This is a genomic window from Rhodococcus sp. C26F (genome assembly GCF_053345925.1).
The window spans coordinates 6465-32531 of sequence record NZ_JBKFBA010000028.1; the positions used below are offsets into that span (position 1 = coordinate 6465).

General features: G+C 68.6%; 25 protein-coding genes and 1 pseudogene. 13 read left to right on the forward strand and 13 right to left on the reverse strand.

The annotated features are described in order from the left end of the window. Nucleotides 1–45: 45 nt before the first annotated feature. Nucleotides 46–306: a 30S ribosomal protein S20 gene (rpsT, locus tag ACLBYD_RS22125; protein ID WP_006554505.1), complete on the reverse strand. Its 261-nt coding sequence runs from the start codon at nucleotides 304–306 to the stop codon at nucleotides 46–48. Nucleotides 307–682: 376 nt separating this feature from the next. On the opposite strand from rpsT, the gene ACLBYD_RS22130 reads away from it, so the two are divergent. Continuing rightward, nucleotides 683–1504, forward strand: coding sequence for an aquaporin (locus ACLBYD_RS22130; protein WP_059380811.1), 822 nt, complete (start codon nucleotides 683–685; stop codon nucleotides 1502–1504). A 27-nt stretch (nucleotides 1505–1531) separates the two neighbouring features. Here the strand turns inward: ACLBYD_RS22130 and ACLBYD_RS22135 are convergent, their stop codons facing one another. Beyond that, nucleotides 1532–2200 (reverse strand): type II toxin-antitoxin system PemK/MazF family toxin, encoded by a 669-nt coding sequence (locus tag ACLBYD_RS22135; RefSeq protein ID WP_447818140.1) that lies wholly within the window; start codon nucleotides 2198–2200, stop codon nucleotides 1532–1534. 63 nt (nucleotides 2201–2263) lie between these two features. Between ACLBYD_RS22135 and lepA the strand changes: the two genes are divergently transcribed. From lepA to ACLBYD_RS22150, 3 genes are all read left to right on the forward strand, one after another. Continuing rightward, nucleotides 2264–4159 carry a translation elongation factor 4 gene (lepA, locus tag ACLBYD_RS22140; protein WP_237451241.1) on the forward strand — a complete coding sequence of 632 codons (1896 nt, stop codon included), beginning with the start codon at nucleotides 2264–2266 and terminating at the stop codon, nucleotides 4157–4159. 35 nt (nucleotides 4160–4194) lie between these two features. Next, nucleotides 4195–5127, forward strand: coding sequence for an NAD(P)H-dependent flavin oxidoreductase (locus ACLBYD_RS22145; protein WP_447818141.1), 933 nt, complete (start codon nucleotides 4195–4197; stop codon nucleotides 5125–5127). Between the two features lie 68 nt (nucleotides 5128–5195). Continuing rightward, nucleotides 5196–6173, forward strand: coding sequence for an ABC transporter substrate-binding protein (locus ACLBYD_RS22150; RefSeq protein ID WP_254583032.1), 978 nt, complete (start codon nucleotides 5196–5198; stop codon nucleotides 6171–6173). Between the two features lie 7 nt (nucleotides 6174–6180). Here ACLBYD_RS22150 and ACLBYD_RS22155 read toward each other — a convergent pair whose 3' ends face one another. Continuing rightward, nucleotides 6181–8127, reverse strand: a complete 1947-nt coding sequence (locus ACLBYD_RS22155) for a glycoside hydrolase family 15 protein (RefSeq protein ID WP_016694100.1) — start codon at nucleotides 8125–8127, stop codon at nucleotides 6181–6183. 66 nt (nucleotides 8128–8193) lie between these two features. Here ACLBYD_RS22155 and ACLBYD_RS22160 point away from each other — a divergent pair, with 66 nt between their 5' ends. From ACLBYD_RS22160 to ACLBYD_RS22185, 6 genes are all read left to right on the forward strand, one after another. Continuing rightward, complete coding sequence (locus ACLBYD_RS22160; RefSeq protein ID WP_447818142.1) at nucleotides 8194–8400, forward strand: hypothetical protein; 207 nt, start codon at nucleotides 8194–8196, stop codon at nucleotides 8398–8400. A gap of 171 nt (nucleotides 8401–8571) precedes the next feature. Further along, nucleotides 8572–8664, forward strand: a complete 93-nt coding sequence (locus tag ACLBYD_RS22165) for an Ms4533A family Cys-rich leader peptide (protein WP_447818144.1) — start codon at nucleotides 8572–8574, stop codon at nucleotides 8662–8664. Nucleotides 8665–8815: 151 nt separating this feature from the next. After that, nucleotides 8816–9841 carry a sulfate ABC transporter substrate-binding protein gene (locus ACLBYD_RS22170; RefSeq protein WP_447818146.1) on the forward strand — a complete coding sequence of 342 codons (1026 nt, stop codon included), beginning with the start codon at nucleotides 8816–8818 and terminating at the stop codon, nucleotides 9839–9841. Nucleotides 9842–9955: 114 nt separating this feature from the next. Next, nucleotides 9956–10753 (forward strand): sulfate ABC transporter permease subunit CysT, encoded by a 798-nt coding sequence (gene cysT, locus ACLBYD_RS22175; RefSeq protein WP_447818199.1) that lies wholly within the window; start codon nucleotides 9956–9958, stop codon nucleotides 10751–10753. Then, complete coding sequence (gene cysW, locus ACLBYD_RS22180) at nucleotides 10750–11556, forward strand: sulfate ABC transporter permease subunit CysW (protein ID WP_447818147.1); 807 nt, start codon at nucleotides 10750–10752, stop codon at nucleotides 11554–11556. Before cysT ends, cysW begins: the two co-directional genes overlap by 4 nt. Continuing rightward, nucleotides 11553–12551: a sulfate/molybdate ABC transporter ATP-binding protein gene (locus tag ACLBYD_RS22185; RefSeq protein ID WP_447818148.1), complete on the forward strand. Its 999-nt coding sequence runs from the start codon at nucleotides 11553–11555 to the stop codon at nucleotides 12549–12551. Before cysW ends, ACLBYD_RS22185 begins: the two co-directional genes overlap by 4 nt. Before the next feature lie 34 nt (nucleotides 12552–12585). Here the strand turns inward: ACLBYD_RS22185 and ACLBYD_RS22190 are convergent, their stop codons facing one another. From ACLBYD_RS22190 to ACLBYD_RS22220, 7 genes and pseudogenes are all read right to left on the reverse strand, one after another. After that, the gene (locus ACLBYD_RS22190) at nucleotides 12586–13458 is read right to left on the reverse strand and encodes a universal stress protein (RefSeq protein WP_447818149.1); all 873 of its coding nucleotides are present in this window, start codon (nucleotides 13456–13458) and stop codon (nucleotides 12586–12588) included. 96 nt (nucleotides 13459–13554) lie between these two features. Then, complete coding sequence (gene ppk2 / locus ACLBYD_RS22195) at nucleotides 13555–14445, reverse strand: polyphosphate kinase 2 (protein WP_258260993.1); 891 nt, start codon at nucleotides 14443–14445, stop codon at nucleotides 13555–13557. 105 nt (nucleotides 14446–14550) lie between these two features. Continuing rightward, nucleotides 14551–15294: a sirohydrochlorin chelatase gene (locus ACLBYD_RS22200; protein ID WP_447818151.1), complete on the reverse strand. Its 744-nt coding sequence runs from the start codon at nucleotides 15292–15294 to the stop codon at nucleotides 14551–14553. Beyond that, nucleotides 15291–16625, reverse strand: coding sequence for a sulfate adenylyltransferase subunit 1 (locus ACLBYD_RS22205; RefSeq protein ID WP_120279711.1), 1335 nt, complete (start codon nucleotides 16623–16625; stop codon nucleotides 15291–15293). The genes ACLBYD_RS22200 and ACLBYD_RS22205 overlap by 4 nt, the downstream gene beginning before the upstream one ends. Before the next feature lie 2 nt (nucleotides 16626–16627). After that, nucleotides 16628–17577: pseudogene (gene cysD / locus ACLBYD_RS22210) on the reverse strand (sulfate adenylyltransferase subunit CysD). Further along, entirely contained in the window at nucleotides 17574–18302 is a 729-nt protein-coding gene (locus ACLBYD_RS22215; protein ID WP_447818152.1) for a phosphoadenylyl-sulfate reductase, read from the reverse strand. Before ACLBYD_RS22215 ends, cysD begins: the two are co-directional and overlap by 4 nt. A 49-nt stretch (nucleotides 18303–18351) precedes the next feature. Then, on the reverse strand, nucleotides 18352–20067 hold the full coding sequence (locus tag ACLBYD_RS22220; protein ID WP_064061338.1) for a nitrite/sulfite reductase: 1716 nt from the start codon (nucleotides 20065–20067) through the stop codon (nucleotides 18352–18354). 392 nt (nucleotides 20068–20459) lie between these two features. Here ACLBYD_RS22220 and hemW point away from each other — a divergent pair, with 392 nt between their 5' ends. After that, nucleotides 20460–21683, forward strand: a complete 1224-nt coding sequence (hemW, locus tag ACLBYD_RS22225) for a radical SAM family heme chaperone HemW (protein WP_447818200.1) — start codon at nucleotides 20460–20462, stop codon at nucleotides 21681–21683. Nucleotides 21684–21723: 40 nt separating this feature from the next. Here the strand turns inward: hemW and ACLBYD_RS22230 are convergent, their stop codons facing one another. From ACLBYD_RS22230 to ACLBYD_RS22240, 3 genes are all read right to left on the reverse strand, one after another. Further along, nucleotides 21724–22227 carry a hypothetical protein gene (locus tag ACLBYD_RS22230; protein ID WP_447818153.1) on the reverse strand — a complete coding sequence of 168 codons (504 nt, stop codon included), beginning with the start codon at nucleotides 22225–22227 and terminating at the stop codon, nucleotides 21724–21726. Then, nucleotides 22151–23224, reverse strand: coding sequence for a serine/threonine-protein kinase (locus ACLBYD_RS22235; RefSeq protein ID WP_447818154.1), 1074 nt, complete (start codon nucleotides 23222–23224; stop codon nucleotides 22151–22153). The genes ACLBYD_RS22230 and ACLBYD_RS22235 overlap by 77 nt, the downstream gene beginning before the upstream one ends. A gap of 84 nt (nucleotides 23225–23308) precedes the next feature. Next, complete coding sequence (locus tag ACLBYD_RS22240; RefSeq protein WP_060651486.1) at nucleotides 23309–23662, reverse strand: type II toxin-antitoxin system VapB family antitoxin; 354 nt, start codon at nucleotides 23660–23662, stop codon at nucleotides 23309–23311. Nucleotides 23663–23819: 157 nt separating this feature from the next. Between ACLBYD_RS22240 and hrcA the strand changes: the two genes are divergently transcribed. Both hrcA and dnaJ read left to right on the forward strand, forming a co-directional pair. After that, the gene (gene hrcA, locus ACLBYD_RS22245; protein ID WP_160875627.1) at nucleotides 23820–24863 is read left to right on the forward strand and encodes a heat-inducible transcriptional repressor HrcA; all 1044 of its coding nucleotides are present in this window, start codon (nucleotides 23820–23822) and stop codon (nucleotides 24861–24863) included. Nucleotides 24864–24912: 49 nt separating this feature from the next. Beyond that, nucleotides 24913–26064: a molecular chaperone DnaJ gene (gene dnaJ / locus ACLBYD_RS22250; RefSeq protein WP_059380830.1), complete on the forward strand. Its 1152-nt coding sequence runs from the start codon at nucleotides 24913–24915 to the stop codon at nucleotides 26062–26064. Nucleotides 26065–26067 lie beyond the last annotated feature (3 nt).

The window sequence follows — 26067 nt, forward strand, 5'->3', positions numbered from 1 at the left end:
CCTTCGTGAAGCAGAGCCTGCGTCTACTACCTCGGAGCGATGAACTCAGAGCTTGTTGGCAAGCTTCGCGAGAGCAGACTTCTTGTTGGCGGCCTGGTTGGGGTGGATGACACCCTTGCTGGCAGCCTTGTCGAGCTGACGGCTGGTGGCGACGAGGAGCTCGTTGACCTTGTCCTTGTCGCCGGCGGCCGCAGCCTCGCGGAACGAACGGATCGCCGTACGAAGCGACGACTTCACCGACTGATTCCGGAGTCGGTTGCGCTCGTTGGTGCGAATCCGCTTCACCTGGGACTTGATGTTGGCCACGCGTAAAATCCTGTCGTCTTGCTGGTAGCTGGTAGGAAAGCTCTGGGTGCATCTGAGCACCGATGGACAAGGTTACCAAGAACGGATCGCAAAGCCCAAACCGGCGGTCGAATCACCCTTCTCACCGGCCTGATCGTTTCGGCCGGGGCTACGCGCACCTGACTGTTGTTGTTGCGTGCCGCCGCGGGAGGGGATCTATATGGGCGGACACGCCACTGCGCACGAAGTCGTTGTCGAGGTGACGCGCCTTGCGTAATCTGCGTCACAGCGCGAACGCGAGTTCGCCGTAGCGGTACAACGACAGCGGTGCATCGACTCGAAGTGTTCTACCACCAGGTTCCGCCTGCGTGCGGGGCCGCGAACATCGAGGTGACCCATGGAACCCCCACGCGATCCCGAGTCCCGAATCGACGAAGATCTCGCACGCCAGACCTCCCTGGAAATCAGAGACCCCGGTGAGTTCTCCGACCTGCGGAAGTACGTGGCGGAGGCGATCGGAACCTTCCTCCTGGTGTTCTCCGCGGTGGGTACCGCGGTGTTCGCCGGAACCTATGTCGGCCAGCTCGGCGTCGCACTGGCGTTCGGCCTGACCCTGCTGTTCCTCGTGTACACCATCGGCCCGATCTCCGGGTGTCACGTGAACCCAGCGGTGACGCTCGGGCAGCTCATCGTCGGTCACGTGACGCCGGTGCGCGCCGTGGGTTACTGGATCGCGCAGGTCGTCGGCGGTCTGATCGCCGGTCTGACGCTCTACGCGGTGGCGTCGTCGCTGCCGAGCTACGACCGTGCCGCCGACGGGCTCGGGGCGAACGGCTGGGGCGCGCACAGCCCCTCGGCGGTGCACGGCCCGCTCGGCGGTGTGCTCGAGAACGGCTACGGCATCGGTGCGATGATCGTCGTCGAGGTCCTGCTCACGGCGGTGCTCGTGTTCGTGGTGCTGGGCGCGACCGACCAGGTCGCCGACGCGCCGATCGCCGGCATCGCCATCGGCTTCACCCTCGCGGTGATCCACCTGATCTCGATCCCGATCGACAACACGTCGGTCAATCCCGCCCGCAGCCTCGCCGTCGCCTTCTATCAGGACGGTGCGCTCGGGCAGCTGTGGGCGTTCATCGTGTTCCCGCTCATCGGCGGCGCGCTCGGAGCCCTCGTCTACACCTTCCTCTTCGGACGGCGGTACGGGCTCAGGGCCTCCTGAGGCCCTGAGGTCGGGGCGCGGCCTGGTTCAGCTCCAGCCGAAGTCGGTGCGGAGCCGGGCCGCGACCTGATCGAAGCGTGCGCGGGGAAGGATCGCGCCTTCGCGGCGGATGCCGTCCTCGGGGACGTCGAGCACGCGATCGAGGCGCACCCAGCTCGGGCGGTTCTCCGCGTCCCACGGTCCGGAGCCGATTCCGAGCCAGTCGCGGTGACCGGCGCGGTCGGAGTTCGACGACAGCATCAGTCCGAGCAGCGTCGAGTCGTCGCGGCCCACGACGAGCACCGGGCGGTCCTTGCCCTGCGTCGGATCTTCTTCGTAGGCCACCCAGGTCCACACGATCTCGCCCGGATCGGCGCGACCGTCGAGGTCGGGGGAGTACTCGAGGCGGCGGGCACGCTGCGCCGTCGGCGTGGTGCGCGACGCCACCGGGCGACCGGGGGCCGGACGCTTCGTGCCGGACGGGGTCTTCGCGGCACCCGGCTTCGGCGCCGTGGTCCCGGACGCGCCGGGCTTCGGTGCCGCGGTGGTACCGCTCCCCGAGGTTCCGCTCGCTGCGCCGGTCTGGCCGGCCGCGTTCAACGCGGCGCGCGCCTTGTCGAGCGCCCCGGACTGCTGCAACTGCTGGTAGATCTTCGGACCCTGCTCGACGGCGAGACGCCCCAGCTGCCTGCCCAACTTCTTCCATGTACCGGCCACGGGAACCGAGCTTAACCGGACCTGACCCGGGCGAAGTCCCGGCCGCCGCCCGACTTGGATATTCTGCAGGGTGACCGCGGTCTGCAGGCCGCTGCCAGTCCGAGTCAGGAGCACGACATCAGCACCTTCGCCGACACCACGTTCACGGACCCCGCAAAGATCCGGAACTTCTGCATCATCGCGCACATCGACCACGGAAAGTCGACGCTCGCGGACCGGATGCTGCAGCTCACCGGGGTGGTCGAGGAGCGGCAGATGCGCGCCCAGTACCTCGACCGCATGGACATCGAGCGCGAGCGCGGCATCACGATCAAGGCGCAGAACGTACGTCTGCCGTGGAAACTCGACGGCGAAGACTATGTGATGCACCTGATCGACACCCCGGGCCACGTCGACTTCACCTACGAGGTCTCCCGCGCGCTCGAGGCGTGCGAGGGCGCGGTCCTGCTCGTCGACGCCGCGCAGGGCATCGAGGCGCAGACCCTCGCCAATCTCTACCTTGCGCTCGACAAGGACCTGACGATCATCCCGGTCCTCAACAAGATCGACCTGCCCGCGGCCGATCCCGACCGCTATGCCGGTGAGATCGCGAACATCATCGGCTGTGAGCCGTCCGACGTGCTCCGGGTCTCCGGCAAGACCGGCGAGGGCGTCCCCGAACTCATCGACGCCGTGATCCGCCAGGTGCCGCCGCCGGTCGGTGACGCCGACGCGCCCGCCCGCGCCATGATCTTCGACTCCGTCTACGACACCTACCGCGGCGTCGTGACGTACGTGCGTGTGGTCGACGGCAAGATCGTGCCCCGCGAGAAGATCAAGATGATGTCGACGGGCACGACCCACGAACTGCTCGAGGTCGGCATCGTCTCGCCCGAACCCAAGGCCACCGCCGGTCTCGGCGTCGGCGAGGTGGGCTATCTCATCACCGGCGTGAAGGATGTGCGCCAGTCGAAGGTCGGCGACACCGTCACCACCGCCCGCAACGGTGCAGAGGAGCCGCTCACCGGCTACCGCGAACCGCGCCCGATGGTCTACTCCGGTCTGTACCCGGTCGACGGCTCCGACTATCCGGTGCTGCGCGACGCGCTCGACAAGCTCCAGCTCAACGACGCCGCGCTCACCTACGAGCCCGAGACGTCCGTCGCCCTCGGGTTCGGTTTCCGCTGCGGCTTCCTCGGTCTGCTGCACATGGAGATCACCCGCGAGCGCCTCGAGCGCGAGTTCGGCCTCGACCTGATCTCCACCGCCCCCAACGTCGTCTACCGCGTCGTGCTCGAAGGTGGTCAGGAAGTCGTCGTGACGAACCCGTCCGACTGGCCCGAGGGCAAGGCCCGCGAGATCTACGAACCGATCGTCAAGTGCACCATCATCGCGCCGAGCGAGTTCATCGGCTCGATCATGGAGCTGTGCCAGTCGCGGCGCGGTGAGCTCGGCGGCATGGACTACCTGTCCGAGACCCGCGTCGAGCTGCGGTACACGCTGCCGATGGCCGAGATCATCTTCGACTTCTTCGACTCGCTGAAGTCGCGCACCCGCGGTTACGCCTCGATGGACTACGAGGAGGCCGGCGAGCAGGAGGCCGCGCTGGTCAAGGTCGACATCCTGTTGCAGGGCGAGGCCGTCGACGCGTTCAGCGCGATCGTCCACAAGGACGCCGCTGCCGCCTACGGCAACAAGATGACCACCAAGCTCAAGGAACTCATCCCTCGGCAGCAGTTCGAGGTGCCCGTCCAGGCCGCGATCGGCTCGAAGATCATCGCCCGCGAGAACATCCGGGCGATCCGCAAGGACGTTCTCGCCAAGTGCTACGGCGGCGACATCAGCCGTAAGCGCAAGCTGCTCGAGAAGCAGAAGGAAGGCAAGAAGCGGATGAAGACCATCGGCCGCGTCGACGTGCCGCAGGAAGCGTTCGTCGCCGCGCTGTCGTCCGAGGCCTCGTCCGACAAGCCGAAGAAGTAGTCGTCCCTGCTGCGACGCCCACCGGAAGGATTCGCGTGCTCGACACCTGGCTCACCCGTGAACTCGGAATCTCCGTTCCTCTGCTGGGTGCGCCCATGGGTGGCCGGGCCGGTGGGCGGCTCGCGGGCGAGGTGACGCGGGCCGGCGGCCTCGGCCTCATCGGCGCCGCCCGCTACAACACCGCCGAGTGGATCGAGGGCGAGGTGCGCACCGCCCGCGAGATCGGTGGCGGGCCCGTGGGATTCGGTCTGATGACCTGGGCGCTCGCCGACGACGACAGCCTCCTCACCGCAGTGCTCGAGCACCGCCCGCAACTGGTCACGCTCTCGTTCGGCGATCCCGCACCCTACGTCGAGCGCGTTCACGAGGCCGGGGCGATCGTCCTCTCGCAGATCAACACGATCGACGATCTGCGGGTGGTCGAGGCCGCGGGTGTCGACGCGGTGATTGCGCAGGGCCACGAGGCCGGTGGGCACACGGGCCGGATCGGCACCCTCCCGTTGCTGCAGGAGGTGCTCGAGTCGACGTCGCTGCCCGTGCTCGCCGCAGGCGGCATCGCCACGGGTCGCGGTCTGGCAGCAGTGCTCGCAGCCGGTGGGCAGGGCGCCCTCGTCGGGACGGCGCTGCTCGCCAGCCCGGAGACCGTCGGCCCCGGCTACGCCCGCGGCCGGCTCGTGGAGGCCGGCAGCGCCGACACCGTCTACACCGACGTCTTCGACAAGGCCCGGCACCAGCCGTGGCCGGCCCGCTGGGGTGGACGCGCCCTGCGCAATGCGTTCACCGACGAGTGGCACGGCCGGGGCGCCGACGAGGACACCCTCGCTGCGGCGTACACCGGCGACGATCCCGACATCGGAGTGGTCTACGCGGGGGAGGCCGCCGGTCTGGTGCGGTCCGAGCGACCCGCGGGCGAGGTGATCAGGGGCATCGCCGAGCAGGCGGAGACCCTGCTGTCCCGCTTCCGCTGAGGACGGCATCGGCACACGGACGTCCCCACTCGAGTTAAGGTGAGCCTCACCTGAAATGGAGGTCGCCCATGCGTCGAGTCGTTCTCTCCGCGGTAGCGCTCGTACTTTTCGCCGTCCCGAGTCTCGTAGCGTGCTCGTCGGACACCGACGAACCCGCGACCGCCGGTGGCGAGACCGTCACCGTCGAGCACTCCTACGGCACGACGACGATCGAGGGCACACCCGAGCGGATCGTCGCGACCTCCAGCCAATGGCTCGACGCCCTCGTCGAACTCGGAGTGCAGCCGGTCGCGTACTACAGCGCAGGCTCGTACGGCGACGATCGCGGCCTCTACCCCTGGCAGACCGACGTCTCCCCGGATGCGGTGGCGCTGAGTCCGACGGCGGAGACGTCGGTGCCCGTCGAGGAGGTGGCCGCTCTCGAACCCGACCTGATCCTCGGCGCCTGGCAGATCGCCTCGCAGAACGACTACGACACGATCTCCGCGGTCGCACCGACGATCGGGCCTCTCGGCGACACCGGCGTGGACCGCTGGGACGAACAGGTGCGTGTGCTCGGTGAGGTCCTCGGCCGCACCGACGACGCCGACCGGATCATCGCCGATCGCAACGCCGAGATCGAGGAGGCCGCTCTGCCGGGACTGGAGGGCCGGACCGCCGCGCTCTCGCAGTACGTCACCAACGAGCAGCAGGTCGTCGTGGTCGCCGATCCGGACGACGGTGCCGCTGCGCTGTTCACGCAGCTGGGCATGACGCTGCCGCCCGCGCTGGTCGCGGAGGGCGGAGCCTCCCAGGGGCGGGTCGTGCTCGGTCCCGAACGCGTCGACGCCCTGGTCGCCGATCTGCTGATCATCCTGCCGCGCGGCGGAACCGAGCAGGACCTGATGGCCCTGCCCGGATTCGACCGGCTGCCCGCCGTCACCGGAGGCGGTCTCGCCGTCGTCGACTTCCCGACGGTCGTCGCGTTCAACACGCCGTCGTCGCTGTCGATCGGCTATGCGCTCGACGTGATCCGGCCGCAGCTCGAGGCGGTCGCGAACGCCTGAGACCGGCTCACGGTCCGAGATGCGCGGGCCGGAAGTTGCCCGCTCCGATCTCCCGCTCTGCGCGGATGACATGGACGACGGCATTGATGAGCGCCAGGTGGGTGAACGCCTGCGGGAAGTTCCCCAGATGACGTCCGGTCTCGGTGTCGATCTCCTCGGCATAGAGCTTCAGGGGGCTCGCGTAGTCGAGCAGGCGCTGGCACAGTGCGGCGGCCCGCTCGACCTCGCCGATCTCGACGAGCGCCGAGACCAGCCAGAACGAGCAGATGGTGAACGAGCCCTCCTTGCCCGCGAGCCCGTCGTCGGTGGTCTCCACCCGGTAGCGCAGCACCAGCCCGTCCTCGGTGAGTTCGTCGGCGATCGCCAGCACCGTGGCCCGCACCCGGGGGTCGTCCGCGGGCAGGAAGCGCAACAAGGGGATCAGCAGCGCCGACGCGTCGAGCGACGGGTGGCCGTACCGCTGGGTGAAGACACCGCGTTCGTCGACGCCGTGTTCGAGGACGTCGGCCTTGATCTCCTCGGCGATCGCCGCCCACTTCCGGGCGTAGTCGGGGCGGCCCTGCAGCTCGGCGAGTTTCGCGCCGCGATCGAGTGCCACCCAGCACATGACCTTCGACGACACGAAGTGCTGGGGTTCGCCCCGCACCTCCCAGATGCCGCGATCGGGCTTGCGCCAGTTGGCCGCCGCTTCCTCGACCTGCCGCCGCAGGGTGTGCAGCAGCGTCTGAGGGAAGTGACCGCGGGACTTGACGTGCAGGTACACCGAGTCGAGCAGCGTGCCCCAGATGTCGTGCTGCTGTTGGTGATAGGCGTCGTTGCCGATCCGGACCGGGGTCGCGCCGTCGTAGCCGCTCAGATGCGCGAGGGTGGACTCCGGCAGTTCGCGCTCGCCGCCCACCCCGTACATGACCTGGAGCGGATATCTCATGCCGTCCGCGTCGCGCGAGACGTCGAGGATGAACGAGAAGAAATCGTCGGCCTCCCGGTCGAACCCGAGTGTGTACAGGCCCCACAATGCGAACGTCGAATCACGCACCCATGCGTAGCGGTAGTCCCAGTTGCGTCTTCCGCCAGGGGTTTCCGGCAGAGAGGTCGTCGACGCGGCGAGCAGCGCCCCGGTCGGGCTGTAGGTCAGTCCCTTGAGCGTCAGCGCGCTGCTCTGCAGGTAGGTGCGCCACGGGTGATCCGGGAAGCGGCCCGTCGTGATCCACTCGCGCCAGTAGTCCTGGGTCGCGGCCATCTTCACGGCGGCCTCGTCGAAAGTGTGCGGCATCGGGCAGTCCGACCACGACAAGGCGACGAACGCCGTGTCGCCCTTGTGGAGTCGCCGACGCGCGCGGACCTCGCGGTCCTCGATCCCGAGGCGCAGATCCGTCGTCATGCGCAGCGTCGGATGTTCGTCCGGCGCATTCCGGCACACGGCGGTGGCCTCCTCGTAGACCTTCCCGGTGTAACTCCACTCGGTGCGGCCGCGGTGGTAGTCGAAGGCGGGCTCGCAGCTGACGTACAGATCCACCGTCCCGTTCACACAGCGCACCGTGCGCAGCAGCATGTGCTCGGACTCCCAGTCGGACGGGGTCCGGCGGTGCGTGGTCGAGCGCTCCTCGACGTCGTACCAGGGCGCCATGACCAGCGCGTCCCGCACGATCATCCAACCCGTGTCGGTCTGCCAGGTCGTTTCGAGCACCAGACCGCCCGGCAGGTACCGGCGTGCCGCAGGAACGGTGCGATCGTGCGGCGACAACCGGAAATGTCCCGCGCTGCGGTCCAGCAGCGATCCGAACACACTCGGGGAGTCCGGACGGGGCACGCACATCCACTCCACGGTGCCGTCACGCGCGATCAGGCAGGTGCTTTCGCAATCCGAGAGGAATGCGTAGTCGTCGATCGGCGGGAACGGACTCCGTCGGAAGGGTGCCCCCGACAGCGGTGAGGAGGAGTGGTGGTGGTCCATCCCTCCATGATCACCGCGGGCCGGGCGGATCGCAGCACGGTTGCCGAACCTACTAGGGTGTAGGCAATGGATCGGGTGGCTTCGTGGTGGGACGGCTTCGAGCTGTGGCTCGCGGGCCTGTCCTTCGTCCCCCAGGTGGCCCTGGTGCTCGCAGTGCTGGTGCCGGCCTGCTTCGGGGTCGCTTGGCTGCTCGATCGGGCGATGGCCGGTGTCTTCGGACTGCTCGGCCGTGGAGAGACGGACTCGCCCGTCACGACGACGGAGGATTGCTGACATGCCGCGTTCGCGCGTGACCCTGGCGCTGATCGCGCTGTTGATCATCGTCGTCGTCGCATGGCTCGTCTCCATGTGAGCACGCCGCTCGCGCATCCGGTCCGGTGCTCGACGCCCGGTGTCCGAATCGTCGATTTCGGTCGACCCTCGACCTCTGCTAATCTCTGCCGCGTGTCCGCGACCACTGTGCCCCGCATCCGCCACGAGTTGGCGTTGATCGCTGTGGGCATGCCTTCGGTCGCCGACATCGACTGTTGTCGCTGAACCCTCCTTCTCTCCGCGGTCCCCATCTTCCGGATCCTCTCGTCCGTCGGTGCCGCATCCTCGCGAATCCCGGCCGGTCCGATTCCGGCAGCCCCTCGTCCGGTGCCGGTCGCGTTCATCCCCCTCGAAACAGCCCCTCAGGAGGCTCGTCATGAAACGTTCCAGGTTCGTTGTCGCGGCGTTCGCCGCGGTCACCGCCCTCTCCCTCACCGCCTGCGCCGGCGGTTCGAGCGACACCGTCGGAGCCGAGAGCGGCGGCGACGGATCCGGCGGCACGATCAACCTCTACGCCTACGCCGTGCCCAAGGTCGGATTCGATTCGCTGATCCCCGCATTCGAGGCGACCGAAGAGGGCGAGGGTGTCGTCTTCCAGCAGTCCTACGGCGCCTCCGGAGACCAGTCCCGCAAGGTGCGCGACGGCGCCGAGGCCAACTTCGTGAACTTCTCCGTCGAGCCCGACATCACCCGCCTCGTCGATGCCGGTCTCGTCGATGAGAGCTGGAACGACAACGCCTACAACGGGATTCCGTTCGGATCGGTCGTCACCATCGTCGTCCGTGAGGGCAACCCGAAGAACATCCAGGACTGGGACGACCTGCTCCGTCCGGATGTCGAGGTCGTCACCCCCAACCCGTTCAGCTCGGGTTCGGCGAAGTGGAACCTGCTTGCGCCCTACGCCGCGAAGAGCAACGGCGGCGCCGACCCGCAGGCCGGCATCGACTACGTCACCGCACTGGTCACCGACCATGTGAAGGTGCAGCCGAAGTCCGGTCGCGAGGCCACCGAGACCTTCCTGCAGGGCACCGGCGACGTGCTGCTGAGCTATGAGAACGAGGCACTGTTCATCGAGCGCAACGGCGACCCCGTCGAGCACGTCACCCCGCCCGTCACCTTCAAGATCGAGAACCCTGCGGCGGTACTGAAGAACGCGAAGGACGTCGAGGTCGCGCAGGCGTTCAACGACTTCCTGTACACCCCCGAGGCGCAGCGCCTGTGGGCCGAGGCCGGTTTCCGGCCCGTCGATCCGACCGTCGCCGAGGAATTCGCCGACGAGTTCCCGCAGCCGGAGAAGCTGTGGACCGTCTCCGATCTCGGCGGCTGGGAGACCGTGAACGAGGAGCTGTTCGCCGACAGCACCGGCACCATCGCGGTGATCTACGACAGCGCAACGAAGTAGAGCACGCGCGTGACCGTTTCGGAACACACCGCCGGGTCGGGAGATTCGTCTCCCGCCCCGGCGGGTTCGCGTCGCCGGCCGTCCGCCACGGCCCCCGCCCGACCACGACGCCGGATGTTCACCGGCGCCGTCGGGCCCCTCGGTATCGGCATCGCCACACTGTGGTTGAGCCTGATCGTCCTGCTTCCCCTCGCGGCCCTGGCCTTCCACTCCGTCTCGGACGGTCTCGGGACCTTCATCGATGCGATCACCGCTCCGGCCGCCCTGGCGACCCTACGGATCACCGTCGTCGTCTCGCTGGTCGTCGCGGCGATCAACGCGGTGATGGGCACGGTGATCGCCTGGGTGCTCGTCCGCGACGAGTTCCCGGGCAAGAAGTTCGTCAACGCCCTCATCGATCTGCCCTTCGCCCTGCCGACGATCGTCGCGAGCATCGTTCTGCTCTCGCTGTACGGGCCGCAGAGCCCGATCGGTGTGCAGCTCAACGCGACCGAGCCGGGACTGGTGGTGGCTCTCGCGTTCGTCACGCTGCCGTTCGTGGTGCGCTCGGTGCAACCGGTGCTCATCGAGGCCGACCGTGAGGTCGAGGAGGCCGCCGCCTCGCTCGGCGCCGGCAACGTCACGATCTTCCGCACGGTCGTGCTGCCCGTGCTCGCACCGGCCGTCCTCGGCGGCACCGGCCTGGCATTCGCCCGCGCCATCGGTGAGTACGGCTCGATCGTGCTCATCGGCGGCAACATCCCGTACAAGACCCAGGTCGCGTCGCAGTACATCCAGCAGCAGATCGAGATCGACCGGCCGGTCAACGCCGCCGCGGTCTCCGTCGCGCTGCTGGTGATCGCCTTTGTCGTGCTGTTCGTCCTGCGCCTGGTCGCGAACCGGGGGCTGCGCCGAGAGGAGGACGACCGATGAAACCGTCCCTCGCATCCCGACTGTCGCTGCGCTTCGTCGCGCTCGCCTACCTGTTCGTACTGCTGCTCGTCCCGATCGGGGTGATCCTCTACCGCACCTTCGAGAACGGCCTCGTGGCGTTCGCCGAGTCGATCAGCACCCCCGCCGCGATCTCGGCGCTGAACCTGTCGCTGCTCATCGTCGCGATCGTCGTACCCGTGAACGTGATCTTCGGCATCGTCGTCGCGCTGGCCCTCGTCCGCGGCAGATTCCCGGGGAGAGGACTGCTGCAGGCCGTCGTCGACCTGCCCTTCGCGGTCTCACCGATCGTCGTGGGTGTCGCCCTGATCATGTTGTGGGGCGCCAACGGCTGGTTCGGCGCCGTCGAGGATCTCGGCTTCAAGGTGATCTTCGGCCTGCCGGGCATGGTGCTCGCGACGATCTTCGTGACGCTGCCGTTCGTCGTGCGCGAGGTCGAACCGGTGCTGCGCGAGATCGGCGAGGAGCAGGAGCAGGCCGCCGCGACCCTCGGTGCGAACACCTGGCAGACCTTCTGGCGGATCACGCTGCCGGCGATCCGCTGGGGCCTGACCTACGGCATCGTCCTCACCGTCGCCCGAGCCCTCGGCGAGTTCGGCGCCGTCATCATGGTCTCGTCCGGCTTCCCCGGCGTCTCCCAGACCCTGACGCTGCTCGTGCACGCCCGGTACATCGACGACCACAACACCTTCGGCGCCTACAGCGCCGCGACCCTGCTCATGGCCATCGCGGTGATCGTCCTGCTGCTGATGACCCTGCTCGACCGGAAGAGGACCACCGAATGATCACTGTCACCGGGGCGCGCAAGAACTACGGAGATTTCGCCGCACTCGACGACGTCGACATCGACATCCCGTCCGGCTCGCTCACCGCCCTGCTCGGACCCTCGGGTTCGGGGAAGTCGACGCTGCTGCGTTCGATCGCCGGCCTCGAGACCCTCGACGCGGGCACCGTCCACATCGCCGGTAAGGACGTCACCGGCGTCACCCCGCAGAAGCGCGACATCGGTTTCGTCTTCCAGCACTACGCCGCGTTCAAGCACATGACCGTGCGCGAAAACGTCGCCTTCGGACTCAAGATCCGCAAGCGACCCAAGGCCGAGATCACGAAGCGGGTCGACGACCTGCTCGAGATCGTCGGGCTCGGCGGGTTCCAGCGACGCTATCCGGCGCAGTTGTCCGGTGGCCAGCGTCAGCGCATGGCGCTCGCCCGTGCTCTCGCCGTCGACCCGCAGGTGCTGCTGCTCGACGAGCCGTTCGGTGCCCTGGACGCGAAGGTGCGCGCCGACCTGCGGACCTGGCTGCGCCGCCTGCACGACGAGGTGCACGTGACCACCGTGCTCGTCACGCACGACCAGGAGGAGGCGCTCGACGTCGCCGACCGCATCGCGGTGATGAATGCCGGACGCATCGAACAGGTCGGAACGCCGGAGGAACTCTACGATCGCCCGGCGAACAGCTTCGTGATGTCGTTCCTCGGGACGGTGTCCAAGCTCAACGGCGTGCTGGTGCGGCCGCACGACATCCGGCTCGCCCGGCAACCCGCGCTCTCCGACACCTCCGGCGGCTCGGTCGGTGTCACGCGGGCGACCGTCGAGCGTGTGGTCCGGTTGGGCTTCGAGGTGCGCGTCGAACTGCGCAACGACGCGACCGGTGAGCAGTTCACGACGCAGATCACCCGCGGCGAAGCCCACGACCTGGGCCTCGTCGCGGGCGACACCGTCTACGCGCACGCTCCCGCCGCGTCGGAGACCGCTCCGCTCGGTACCGCCGCGCAGTAACCGAGCGGGGGACTCGAGGGTCACGCGGGTCGGCTCAGTGGGCCTCGGTCTCCGATCTGTGGTGCACCCGGCAGATCATGACCGGACAGCAACTGTGGTGGATGAGTCCCTGACTGCTCGAGCCGACCACCGCAGCGGCCAGCGGGCTCCGGCCGTGGCTGCCCACCACCACGAGCTGGGCGCTCTTGGACTCCTCGAGCAGGACGATGTCGGGCTTGCCCCGCTCGACCCGGTAGGAGACCTCGACGTCGGGGAACCGCTCGGTGTGCCCGGAGGTGTGCGACTTCATCTCCTCCCTTCGGTGCTCGACGTAGGCAGTCCAGTCCGTGAACCGTGATCCTTCGCCGTAGGTGAGCGTGGACTGCTCCGTCCACGTGTGGATCGCGACGAGCGGTGCCTCGAGCGCCGCTGCGGTCGCGAACGCGTGCTCGACGGCCCCCGCACTGACCTCGGTGCCGTCCACACCGACGACGACCGGACGGCCGTCGGGTGGCTGGAATCCCTCGCGGCTGCGCCACGTCACCACCGGACATTCGGCGTGGTTGGCCACCGACACGACGTCGGAGCGCCGCACCATCGACTGCCATTCGGTGGTGGTGGTGTGACCGAGGACGATCATCCGTGCCTCGCGCGACAGGTCGGTGAGCACGCGATCCGGCTTGCCCGACGGGGTGGACCGCCGGACCTCCACCCGGTCGACCGCGCCACGAACGGCTGCTTCCGCGGCGGTGAGAACGGCCTCCGACGGGTCGGTCCCGTTGTCGGAGGTGGGGGGATGAACGTGCACCAGGTCGATCGGTTCGCCGAGACGTCGGGCGACGCAGGCGGCCCACCGGGCCGCATCGAGTGCGCTGTCCGATCCGTCGATGCCGACGACGATTCCGTGACCGACATTGGCTGTGCCCATGCTGCCTCCTCGCGTCACCGTCCAGTGTGGTACGGATCACAGGCTGCGCGCCAGCCCTGCGCACCTCGGCACGCCCGGAGCACGACCTCCCGGCAGCTAGTCGCCGACGGCGTCCTTGCCGCGCTGGACGATCTTCGGGTCGGCCGGGAAGACGATCTGACGGTCCTTGTCGTCGTACTCGAACTGGTTGAGGAAGAACCGCATCGCGTTGACCCGGGCCCGCTTCTTGTCGTTGGACTTGATGGTCGTCCACGGCGCCCAGTCGGTGTCGGTGCGCCGGAACATCTCTTCCTTCGCGTCGGTGTACTGGTCCCACTTGTCGAGCGATTCGAGGTCCATCTCCGACAGCTTCCACCGCCGCACCGGATCGAGCTGGCGGATGGCGAAGCGTGTGCGCTGCTCCCTCCGGGTGACGGAGAACCAGAACTTCGTCAGGGTGATGCCGGCGTCCACGACGAGCTTCTCGAACAACGGGACGTGCTCCATGAAGCGTTCGTACTCGTCGTCGCTGCAGAAACCCATGACCCGTTCGACCCCGGCTCGGTTGTACCAGGAGCGGTCGAACAGTACGAGCTCACCGGCGGTGGGGAAGTGCTGGATGTAGCGCTGCATATACCACTGGCCCTGCTCACGGTCGGACGGCTTGTTCAGCGCGACGGTCCGGGCGTGCCGGACGTTGATGTACTCCTGGAACCGCTTGATGGTGCCGCCCTTGCCGGCGGCATCGCGACCTTCGAACACGATGATGTGCTTGGACCCGTTGTCCTTGGCCCATGACTGGAACTTCAGCAGTTCGATCTGCAGGAGGTACTTCTCGACCTCGTAGGTGGCGCGGTCCATCCGGGTGTCGTACGGATAGTTCTCCCGCCAGGTGTCGACCGCGCGGCCCTCGATGTCGATCAGATCGGGGTCCTCACCGTGGTCGTCGCGCACCGAATAGCCCTCCGTGCGGAGCCGGTCGATGTAGCGACGGAGTTCGTTCTGCACGCGAGGTCCTCCCGGATCACCGATGTCGCCGAACGACGACTGTGACTCCGTTGTAGCGGAGGAATGCGAATCGTGCGTGAACTCGGGCGGAGAGTCGGACGCGACTCAGGCGACGCGCAGTCCGCGCCGCCGGTGCACGGTCTCGGTGTAGCGCTCGGTGATCACCCGCGCGACGGCATCGTGCCGGGTGAGGGTCTCCGCGACCCGCACGTGCCCGAGGCTGTCGGCCTCGGCGCAAGCGCGGTCCCAGAGCAGTCCGGGGGCGAGGATCCACGGCGTCAGTACGACGGTGCGGGCGCCGCGGGAGGTGAGGGCGGAGAGGGTCGTCCCCACGGATGGGCCGGTGGTGGCGAAGCACGCCGCGGCCTGCGTCCACGCCGTGCCGGCGAGGATGCGGGGCACGACGAGTTCCGTCGCCCGGTTCGCCTCGGGGCGCCGCGATCCCACCGCGCACACCGCGACACCGACGGACGGATCGTCCACCGACACCCCCGTGGCCGTGATCAGGTCACGAGCCGCGTCGACGAGGAGATCGTCGTCGCCGAGGATCGGCGAGCACAGCACCTCGAGCAGCGGATGACGTTGCTGCGCCTCGTGCAACAGGGCCGGCAGATCGACCCGCGCGTGGAAGGCGCTGCCGAGCAGCAGCGGCACCACCGCGACCTGCCGATGCCCGTCCGCGGCGAGCGCGTCGAGGACCTGCCCGACCGACGGGGTGTTCAGGTCCAGGAACGCGAGTCGCACGTCCAGACCGGGGTTCTCGGCCCGGACGGTGTCGAGCGCGGCAGCCACGGCCTGCGCCGAAAGCGGGTCGCGACTGCCGTGCGCGACGGCGACGAGCGGCATCATGCCGGGACGCGGTCCCCGAGCTCGATGTCGGCGAGTCCGTCGCCCACGAGACCCGCGGCGAGGGTATTGCCCCCGGCCGGATCGATCAGCAGGAAGCTGCCGCTGCGGCGGTTGACGCGGTAGTCGTCCGCGGCGATCGGCTCGGCCACACGCACCGTGATGCGCGCGATCTCGTTGAGCTCGATGCTGTCCGGGCTCGGGACGGAGGAGAGGTTCTGCTCGTCGAACCGCTCGTCGATCGTGCCGACGATGGCTTGCGTGGTGCGGGTGCCGTGCTTGAGCAGCAGCCGGGCGCCGGGGCGCAGCGGCTTCTCGGCGAGCCAGCACACGGTGGCCTCGAACTCCGACAGCGGCTCGGGTGCCGCCTCCGGGGTGGCGATGATGTCGCCGCGGGAGACGTCGACATCGTCGGCGAGCACGAGGGTCACCGATCGGCCGGCGTGCGCGACATCGAATGCGCCGTCGGCACTGTCGATGCGCTCGACGGTGGTGCGGACACCGGACGGCAGCACGACGACCTCGTCGCCGGGGCGCACGGAGCCTGCCGCGACCTGACCGGCGTAGCCGCGGTAGTCGGGGAACTCGGCGGTGCGGGGACGGATCACGTACTGCACCGGGAAGCGCAGACCGGTCTCGTGCCGGCCGTGCACGTCGGCGTCGACGGGGACCGACTCGAGGTACTCGATGAGGGTCGGGCCGTCGTAGTAGGGGGTGTTCTCGCTGCGCACCGCCACGTTGTCGCCGTGCAGCGCGGAGACCGGGATCTCCTGCACGTCCTCGGGCGCCCAGCCGAGCGAGCTCGTCAGTTCGCCGAACTCGGCGGAGATCTGCGCGAACACCGAGGCCGGATCCTCGACGAGGTCGATCTTGTTGACCGCGAGGACGAGCTTCGGCACACCGAGCAGGGCCAGCACGGCGGCGTGCTTGCGGGTCTGCGAGACGACACCCTTGCGCGCGTCGACCAGCAGGACGACGAGCTGCGCGGTGGACGCACCCGACACCGTGTTGCGGGTGTACTGGACGTGACCCGGCGTGTCGGCCAGGACGAAGCTGCGCTTCGGCGTCGCGAAGTAGCGGTAGGCCACGTCGATGGTGATGCCCTGCTCACGCTCGGCGCGCAGGCCGTCGACGAGCAGCGACAGGTCGGGGGTGTCGAGGCCGCGGTCGACCGACGCGCGGGTGACGGCGTCGATCTGGTCGGCGAGTACGGACTTGGTGTCGTAGAGCAGCCGGCCCACCAGGGTGGACTTGCCGTCGTCGACCGAACCGGCGGTGGCGAGGCGCAGCAGCTGCGTGTCGCTCTGCACGCTCCGCTCGTGAAGGTCGCTCATGATCAGAAATAGCCCTCTCGCTTGCGGTCTTCCATCGCCGCTTCGGAAACCCGGTCGTCGCCGCGGGTGGCGCCGCGCTCGGTCAGTCGTGATGCCGCGACCTCGGCGAGGATCTCCTCGTTCGTGGAGGCCTCGGACAGGATTGCGCCGGTGGTCGATCCGTCGCCGACGGTGCGGTAGCGCACCGAACGCGTCTCGAGCTCTTCGCCCTCGGCCGGACCACCCCAGACACCCGGGGTCATCCACATGCCGTCGCGGCGGTAGACGGGACGCTCGTGCGCGTAGTAGATGCTCGCCAGTTCGACGTTCTCGCGGGCGATGTAGCGCCAGATGTCGAGCTCGGTGAAGTTGCTCAGCGGGAAGACCCGCACGTGCTCACCGGGTGCGTGCTTCCCGTTGTACAGATTCCACAGCTCCGGACGCTGACGCTTCGGATCCCACTGGCCGAATGCGTTGCGCAGCGAGAAGATCCGCTCCTTGGCGCGCGAACGCTCCTCGTCGCGGCGGCCNGGCCGCCGCCGAAGACGGCGTCGAACCGGTTCTCCGAGATCGCGTCGAGCAGCGGCACGGTCTGCAGCGGGTTGCGGATGCCGTCGGGACGCTCGGTGAGCCGGCCGTCGGCGAGGTAGTCCTCGACGCTCGCGACGTGCAGTCGGAGGTTGTACTTCTCGACGACGTGGTCGCGGAACTCGAGGACCTCGGGGAGGTTGTGGCCGGTGTCGACGTGCAGCAGCGCGAAGGGCAGCGGCGCGGGCCAGAACGCCTTGATCGCGAGGTGCAGCAGGACGGTGGAGTCCTTGCCTCCCGAGAACAGGATGACGGGGCGTTCGAACTCGCCCGCGACCTCGCGGAAGACGTGGATCGCTTCCGACTCGAGGGCGTCGAGGGTGTCGAACCGGTTGCCGTCCAGCAGCGTCCGGGTCTCGGTGGGATTCGTATCGGTGAGTGTCATGAGGCGTGCAACCCGCATTCGGTCTTGGCTCGGCCGGCCCAGCGCCCGCTGCGCGGATCGGCTCCGGGAAGTGGTCTGGTGGTGCACGGGGCGCACCCGATGGACGGGTAGCCCTCGTCGACGAGGGGATTGACGAGGATCCCGTGTTCGTCGATGTAGTTCTGCATGTCCTCGTCGGACCATGCCGCGATCGGATTGATCTTCACCAGTCCGAACGCGTCGTCGAACGAGATGAGCGGTGCGTTCGCGCGGGTGGGCGCCTCGACACGGCGGATGCCGGTCACCCAGGCGCGGTAGCCCTTCAGGCTCTCCTTCAGCGGCACCACCTTGCGCAGGCGGCAGCACTCGTTCGGGTCGCGGGCGAACAGATCCTTGCCGAGCAGGGCGTCCTGCTCCGCGACGGACTGCTGCGCCCGGGCGTTGACGATGTTCACGCCGTACACCTGCTCCACCGCATCGCGCGTGCCGAGCGTCTCGGCGAAGTGGTAGCCGGTGTCGAGGAACAGCACGTCCACGCCGGGGCGCCGCTGCGCGGCCAGATGCACCAGGACACCGTCCTGCATGTTGGACGCGACGATGTACCCGCTACGTCCACCGTCGGTGGTGGGGGTACCGAAGGTCTCGTCCGTCCACTGCAGGAGTTCCTGCGCCGACGCACCCTCGAGTTCTGCCGCCCCCTGCGCGGCAATACTCCGGAGCTCGTCGATGTTCGTATCGATCGTCATCGCGTCCCTTCCCGATCCGTCTTCGTGTCGACCGCTGCAGCAGTGCCCGTCATCGCAGGTCTGCCTCCTCGGCGCGGACGACCCATTCGCCGAAGCGCTCGCCGGGCGTGCGCTCCTTGACGAAGGTGCGCACCACCCGCTCGATGTAGTCGCCGAGCTCGGCGCTGGTGACCTTGTGCTGGCGCAGCTTGCGTCCGAACTTCGCGTCGAAGCCCAGCGCACCGCCGAGGTGCACCTGGAAGCCCTCGACCTGGTTTCCCTCACCGTCGTCGACGAGCTGACCCTTGAAGCCGATGTCGGCGATCTGGGAGCGCGCGCACGAGTTCGGGCAGCCGTTGATGTTGATCGTCACCGGGACGTCGAGCTGCGCGTTGATGTCGGCGAGACGCTCCTCGAGCTCGGGCACGAGGGCCTGCGAACGCTTGCGCGTCTCGACGAAGGACAGCTTGCAGAACTCGATTCCCGTGCATGCCATGAGGTTCTTGCGCCACGGCGACGGCGAGGCCGGCAGACCCAGCGCCTCGAGCTCGGTGACGAGCTGCTCGACCTTGTCGTCGGCCACGTCGAGCACGATCAGCTTCTGGTACGGCGTGAACCGGATCCGGTCCGAACCCGCACGTTCGGCGGCGTCGGCGACCTTCGACAGGATCGTGCCCGAGACACGACCGGCGATCGGCGCGACACCCACGGCGTTGAGGCCGTTGCGCAGCTTCTGGATACCGACGTGATCGATCGGACGCTCCGGGGCGGCCGGGGCCGGGCCGTCGATGAGCGGACGCTTCAGGTACTCGGTCTCGAGCACCTCGCGGAACTTCTCGATGCCCCAGTCCTTGATGAGGAACTTCAGGCGTGCCTTGGACCGCAGCCGGCGGTAGCCGTAGTCGCGGAAGATCGCGACGACGCCTTCCCACACATCGGCGACCTCCTCGAGCGGCACCCATGCGCCGACCCGCTGCGCGAGCATCGGGTTGGTGGACAGGCCGCCGCCGACCCACAGGTCGAAGCCGGGGCCGTGCTCGGGGTGCTCGACGCCGATGAAGGCGACGTCGTTGATCTCGTGCACGACGTCCTGCTGGCCGGAGATCGCGGTCTTGAACTTGCGCGGCAGGTTCGAGTACTCGGGGTTGCCGATGTACCGGCGCACGATCTCGTCGATCGCCGGGGTGCCGTCGATGATCTCGTCGAGGGACTCACCGGCGAGCGGCGAACCGAGCACGACGCGGGGGCAGTCACCGCACGCCTCGGTGGTCTTCAGGCCGACCGATTCGAGACGACGCCAGATCTCCGGGACGTTCTCGACCTCGATCCAGTGGTACTGGACGTTCTCGCGGTCGGACAGGTCGGCGGTGTCGCGACCGAACTCGGTGGAGATACCGGCGATCGTCCGCAGCTGCGCGAGATTCAGGGCGCCGGCGTCGCAGCGCACCCGCATCATGAAGTACTTCGCCTCGAGCAGGTCGATGTTCTCGTCGCCGGTGTAGGTGCCGTCGTAGCCCTGCTCGCGCTGGGTGTACAGACCCCACCAGCGGAAGCGGCCGCGCAGATCGCTCTTGTCGATTCCGTCGAAACCGGTTTGCGCGTAGATGTTCTCGATACGCTTGCGGACGTTGAGCGGGTTGTCGTCCTTCTTCGTCTGCTCGTTGGCGTTGAGCGGCTCCCGGTAACCGAGGGCCCACTGGCCCTCGGCGCGACGCTTGGCGGGACGCGCGCGGCGGGCCGGAGTGGCCGACTCGTCGGCGGGCGTGACGTCGGTGGTCGACGACATACAGGGTCTCCTGATATTCGCTGGAACCGGATCGACGAGCGCAGGAGGGGGCTGACCTCGTGCATGCATGCTTCGACCCGGCGGGATCTGGGATGTGCCGGGGAGTGCCGACTAGAGACAGTCGGCGCAGAGACAAGCGGCGCAAGGCAGACAACAGGATGCGCAGACGCGCTTGAAGTCGACGTGGCGTCGCGCCACGAGTCGCACTCCGTGTCCTGTCATGCGGACCATTGTGCCATGTCACCGGGGCGATTCCGAATTGCGGGCGGTATTTCCACCCGATTTTCGGGAAATGTCGAGGTAGGGGCGTCGCGCGCGGAGCCGCCCTTCGGGTCTCTGGAACACTGGAGGGCGTGAACAGCACTGAGATCGGTCGACGCACCGGCACGGAAATCGGTATCGCGGGTCGTCCGGCCGGTCTCGAACTTCCCGCTTCGGCACTCGCCGGCGTGGGGACGCGACCGTTCGGCGTGTACGTGCACGTGCCCTTCTGCGCGACCCGCTGCGGCTACTGCGACTTCAACACCTACACGGCCGGGGAACTCGGCAGCGCGGCCTCGCCGCAGTCCTGGCTCGAGGGACTGCGCCGCGAACTCGACGCCGGTGCCCGCCTGCTGGCCGAGTCCGGACGACCGGCCCCCGCCGCCGAGACGGTCTTCGTCGGCGGCGGAACACCCTCGCTGCTCGGCGCGGACGGTCTCGCGCAGGTACTCGACGCGATCCGCGACTCGTTCGGGCTCGCCCCCGGCGCCGAGGTGACGACCGAATCGAACCCGGAGTCGACCTCCACGGAGTTCTTCTCGTCGATCCGCGAGGCCGGATACACCCGCGTGTCGCTCGGCATGCAGTCCGCGGCGCCCCACGTGCTGGCGGTCCTCGACCGCACCCACACACCCGGGCGTCCCGTCGCGGCGGCGAAGGAAGCGCGCGCGGCCGGTTTCGGCCACGTCAACCTCGATCTGATCTACGGCACTCCCGGCGAGCGCGACGCCGACCTCGACGCCTCCCTCGACGCCGTGCTCGAAGCGGGGGTCGACCACGTCTCGGCGTACGCGCTCATCGTCGAGGACGGCACCGCCCTCGCCCGCCGTGTCCGTCGCGGAGAGCTGCCGGCCCCGGACGACGACGTGCTCGCATCGCGGTACGAGCGGATCGACGCGCGACTCGCCGACGCCGGGATGACCTGGTACGAGGTGTCCAACTGGGCGAAGGCCGACGATCCGTCGGCGCGCTGCGCCCACAACCTCGGTTACTGGGACGGCGGCGACTGGTGGGGCGCCGGGCCGGGCGCGCACAGCCATGTCGGCGGCGTGCGCTGGTGGAACGTCAAGCATCCCGCCCGCTACGCGTCGACCCTCGCCGACGGAGCCCTGCCCGTCGCGGGCAGCGAACATCTCACGGCCGAGGACCGGCACACCGAACTCGTCATGCTCACCGTGCGGTTGCGCACGGGCCTGCCGTTGTCGGAACTCGACGACGGCGAGCGCGAGGCGGTGGAGACGGTGGTCGCCGACGGTCTCGCCGTGGAGCGCGAGGACAATCTCGTGCTGACCGACCGGGGCAGGCTGCTCGCCGACGCGGTGGTCCGCACGATCCTGCTCGGCGCGGACGACTGACCGTCCGGTCGCGTCATGCTGCTCCGACCGACCGGTCGCGTCATGCCGCTCCGATGCGCTCCGAGTCGTAGACCGACGGCCGCCCACGGTTCTCGACCACCGACACCCAGCGCTTCTCGGACTCGGTCCGGCCGTCGACGGTGACGAACGTCAGGGTGACGATCACACTCGACGCATCGCGGGGCTCCACGGCATCCACCGAGACGGACCGGATCGTCGGCCAGAACTCCTCGAACCCGGCCCGGCCCACCTTCCCCGCGTAGTGGGGATCGAACAACGCCCAGGCCTGGTCGGTGTCGTCCGGGAGCAACGCGTAGTAGTCCCGCACGAAGGTCGCCATGCGCTCGAAACTCGGCGGTGACTCCGACGAGGTCGATTCGGGTGACGTCGATCCGGGTGAGGACGGAACGGTGGAGGGTGTCGAGGTCTCCGCCGGAAGTGGACTCGTGGCACCGGCGGACGGCGAGTCACCGGTGTCCCGCCCGAGGACGAAGGCGAGCACCGCCCCCACTGCGATCACCGCGGCGGCGACCGCGAGTGCCACGACCGCACCGCGGCGCGGTGCACGCGCCGGAGGTGGGGGAGGAGGCCCCATCGGGGGTCGGTTCGGGAAGGTCGGCGGGCCCATCCAACTCGACGGGTTCACCGCGGTCGGCGGGATCACCGCCGTGGGCGGAGGTCCGGGCTCGACCTTCCGGAGCGGGACCGGTGCCCCGCGCGGCGGCNNNCCGCCGGTCCATCGTGCTTCGGGCCAGATCCTCGGCGAGTTCACCGGCCCGGCGATACCGATCCTCGACCCGCTTGGCCATCCCACGTGCGACGACGCCGTCCAGCGCGGCGGGGAGGCCGGGCACGAGGTCGGTAGGACGCGGCGGCGGTTTCGTGAGATGGGAGGCGACGTGCTGGGCGGTGCTGTCGGTGGCGAACGGTGCTCGTCCGGTGATGCACTGGAACAACACGCAGGTCAGCGCGTAGATGTCGGAACCCGGCCCGGATCGGCCGTCGAAGCGTTCCGGGGCCATGTACGCGAGAGTGCCGATCGCCCCGGCCTCGCGCGTGAGCGCGGTCTGGCCGTCGGCATGCGCGATCCCGAAGTCGATCAGATAGGTATGGCCGCTGGGGTGCAGCACGATGTTGGCCGGTTTGACGTCCCGGTGCACCAGTCCCGCCTCGTGTGCGGCGTCGAGAGCCGCAGCGACCTGGCCGATCACTCGCACGGTACGGTCGAGCGGCAGGGAACCTTCACGTCGTAGGACGGTGCCGAGATCCTCCCCCTCGAGCAGGGCCATGTCGATGTACAGCCGTCCGTCGATCTCACCGAAATTGTGGATCGGGACGATGTTCGGATGGCGGAGCTTGGAGACGGCCCGGGCCTCACGATCGAAACGCGCGCGGTACCCGGCGTCGTCGGCGAGTTCCGGCGGCAGGACCTTGACCGCGACCTGACGATCGGTGACCGAGTCGAATGCGCACCACACCTGACCCATCCCGCCCTGGCCGAGCCGGGTCTGCAGCTCGTAGCGGCCGAACGTCTCGCCCATACCATTCCTTCCCGGTCGGTGTCCGAGAGCTCGGTCGATCCGTCGGACGTCGGTCGAAACGGGGCGAATCCACCCCTGATCGGGCTATGCAGGCGACGGGCCCCGAACCTCGGCGCCCGGGTCGGGCACGCCACCGGGAATCAGCACGTCGTACTCGAAGACACGCACGTGCAGCACCGGCCGGTTCCGCAGCGCGGACTGCACGGCACGGTGGAGTCCGTCCTCGAGGTACAGCACGCCCTGCCACTGGACGGCGTGTGGGAACAGATCGCCGTAGAAGGTCGAGTCCTCCGACAACAGCCGGTCGAGTTCGAGCACCTTCGTCGTCGTGACGATCTCGTCGAGGCGCACCTGGCGGGGCGGAATCCTCGACCAGTCGCGCAGAGACAGTCCGTGATCGGGATACGGCTTGCCGTCCCGGACGCCCTTGAAGATCATGCGAACACATTACGGGGGACGCGCCGAAGGCGTCGCTTCCGGTTCGGGGTGGTGTCGCACACGTGCCCGACACCTTCGAGGTCGTCGCGCGATTAGACTGGCAGGGTACGGCCCCGAGAGGTGCAGACCTGCAGGCGGCGGAAACGGAGGTGGCGGGTTGTCGAGTACCGAGGAGCGGAGATTCAAGGTCTTGCGCGCCATCGTGGCGGATTACGTGTCCACCAAGGAGCCGATCGGCTCCAAGACTCTCGTCGACCGGCACAACCTCGGTGTGTCCAGCGCCACGGTCCGCAACGACATGGCTGTGCTCGAAGCAGAGGGATACATCACACAGACCCACACGAGCTCGGGACGCGTGCCCACCGACAAGGGCTACCGCCAGTTCGTCGACAGGATCGCGGAGGTCAAACCGCTCTCGTCGGCCGAGCGCCGCGCGATCCTGCAGTTCCTCGAATCGGGCGTCGACCTCGACGACGTGCTGCGCCGCGCGGTGCGGTTGCTCGCGCAGCTCACCCGCCAGGTCGCGGTCGTGCAGTACCCGACGCTCTCCGCGTCGTCCGTGCGACATCTCGAGGTGGTCGGGCTGACACCGGCGCGGCTGCTGCTCGTGCTCATCACCGACTCGGGCCGCGTCGATCAGCGCATCGTCGAACTCGGCGACGTGATCGACGAGGACGGCCTGTCGCGGCTGCGTGAGCTGCTCGGCGGGGCATTGACCGGAAAGCGGCTCGCCGCGGCCTCCGTCGCGGTGACCGAGCTCGCCGACAACGCACCGGACGATCTGCGCGACGCGCTCATCCGGTGCACCACCGTGCTGGTGGAGACCCTCGTCGAGCACCCCGAGGAGCGTCTCGTGCTCGGCGGCACCGCCAATCTCACCCGCAACGCCGCCGACTTCGACGGCCACGGCATGGTGCCGGGCTCGTTGCGCACGGTCCTCGAAGCCCTCGAGGAGCAGGTCGTGGTGCTCAAACTGCTCGCGTCCAGCCAGGACGCCGGCCGGGTCACCGTCCGCATCGGTGAGGAGACCCAGTTCGAGGAGATGCGCACCACCTCGGTCGTGTCCACCGGTTACGGTGCCGCGGGTACGGTCTTCGGTGGTCTGGGAGTGCTCGGCCCCACCCGGATGGACTATCCGGGAACCATCGCATCGGTCGCCACCGTTGCGAGATATATCGGTGAGGTGCTCGGCGAACGCTGAGCACCGTCCATTTTTGCTCTGTAGAACGACGTAAGGACGAGAACCAAACGTGGCACGGGACTACTACGGGACGCTCGGCGTGTCCAAGAACGCGACCGACCAGGAGATCAAACGGGCGTACCGCAAGTTGGCGCGCGAGCACCACCCGGATGTGAACCCCGACGAGTCGGCGCAGAAGCGTTTCCAGGAGATCTCGGCCGCCTACGAGGTGCTGTCGGATCCCGAGAAGCGACGCATCGTCGACCTCGGCGGCGACCCGCTCGAACCCGGTGGCGGCGGTGCGGGCGGCTTCGGCGGCGCCGGCTTCGGTGGCGGCCTCGGCGACGTCTTCGAGGCGTTCTTCGGTGGTGGGGCCGGCGGTTCCCGCGGTCCGCGCGGCCGTGTCCAGCCCGGCGCCGACTCGCTGCTCCGCACCCGCCTGACCCTCGAGGAATGCGCTCGCGGCGTCACCAAGACGGTCACGGTCGACACCGCGATCCTGTGCGACGCGTGCACCGGTTCCGGCACCCACGGCGATTCGAAGCCCGTGCGCTGCGAGACCTGCGGTGGCGCCGGTGAGGTCCAGTCCGTCCAGCGTTCCTTCCTCGGCCAGGTCATGACGTCCCGCCCGTGCCCCACCTGCCGCGGTGTCGGCGAGACGATCCCGGATCCCTGCCGCAAGTGCGGCGGCGACGGCCGCGTGCGTGCCCGTCGCGAGATCACCGTCAAGGTGCCCGCCGGTGTCGGCAACGGGATGCGCATCCGCCTCGCGGCCCAGGGCGAGGTCGGCCCCGGCGGCGGTCCTGCCGGCGATCTCTATGTCGAGGTGCTCGAACAGCAGCACGAGGTCTTCGTGCGCGACGGCGACGACCTGCACTGCACCATCCGCGTGCCCATGGTCGACGCTGCGCTCGGCACCAAGGTGACGGTCGAGACCATCCTCGACGGCCCCACCGAGATCACCATCGATCCCGGCACCCAGCCCGGTTCGGTCTCGGTGCTGCGCGGCCACGGCATGCCGAAGCTGCGCTCGGGTACGCGCGGCGACCTGCACGCGCATCTCGAGGTCGTGGTGCCGAGCAAGCTCGATCACAAGCAGACGAAGCTGCTCGAGGACCTGCGCCGGCACAGCGACCGGGAGCACGTCGAGGTCGTGACCACGGGTTCGCAGAACACCGGCGGCCTGTTCTCGCGCCTGCGCGACGCGTTCAGCGCCCGCTAGGTC

Bases quoted from the DNA above. Each gene is read 5' to 3' on its own strand.
- ACLBYD_RS22130 (WP_059380811.1), top strand. From the start codon at position 683: ATGGAACCCCCACGCGATCCCGAGTCCCGAATCGACGAAGATCTCGCA.
- ACLBYD_RS22150 (WP_254583032.1), top strand. From the start codon at position 5,196: ATGCGTCGAGTCGTTCTCTCCGCGGTAGCGCTCGTACTTTTCGCCGTC.
- ACLBYD_RS22155 (WP_016694100.1), bottom strand. From the start codon at position 8,127: ATGGACCACCACCACTCCTCCTCACCGCTGTCGGGGGCACCCTTCCGA.
- ACLBYD_RS22160 (WP_447818142.1), top strand. From the start codon at position 8,194: ATGGATCGGGTGGCTTCGTGGTGGGACGGCTTCGAGCTGTGGCTCGCG.
- ACLBYD_RS22170 (WP_447818146.1), top strand. From the start codon at position 8,816: ATGAAACGTTCCAGGTTCGTTGTCGCGGCGTTCGCCGCGGTCACCGCC.
- cysT (WP_447818199.1), top strand. From the start codon at position 9,956: ATGTTCACCGGCGCCGTCGGGCCCCTCGGTATCGGCATCGCCACACTG.
- cysW (WP_447818147.1), top strand. From the start codon at position 10,750: ATGAAACCGTCCCTCGCATCCCGACTGTCGCTGCGCTTCGTCGCGCTC.
- ACLBYD_RS22185 (WP_447818148.1), top strand. From the start codon at position 11,553: ATGATCACTGTCACCGGGGCGCGCAAGAACTACGGAGATTTCGCCGCA.
- ACLBYD_RS22190 (WP_447818149.1), bottom strand. From the start codon at position 13,458: ATGGGCACAGCCAATGTCGGTCACGGAATCGTCGTCGGCATCGACGGA.
- ACLBYD_RS22200 (WP_447818151.1), bottom strand. From the start codon at position 15,294: ATGATGCCGCTCGTCGCCGTCGCGCACGGCAGTCGCGACCCGCTTTCG.
- ACLBYD_RS22205 (WP_120279711.1), bottom strand. From the start codon at position 16,625: ATGAGCGACCTTCACGAGCGGAGCGTGCAGAGCGACACGCAGCTGCTG.
- ACLBYD_RS22215 (WP_447818152.1), bottom strand. From the start codon at position 18,302: ATGACGATCGATACGAACATCGACGAGCTCCGGAGTATTGCCGCGCAG.
- ACLBYD_RS22220 (WP_064061338.1), bottom strand. From the start codon at position 20,067: ATGTCGTCGACCACCGACGTCACGCCCGCCGACGAGTCGGCCACTCCG.
- ACLBYD_RS22240 (WP_060651486.1), bottom strand. From the start codon at position 23,662: ATGATCTTCAAGGGCGTCCGGGACGGCAAGCCGTATCCCGATCACGGA.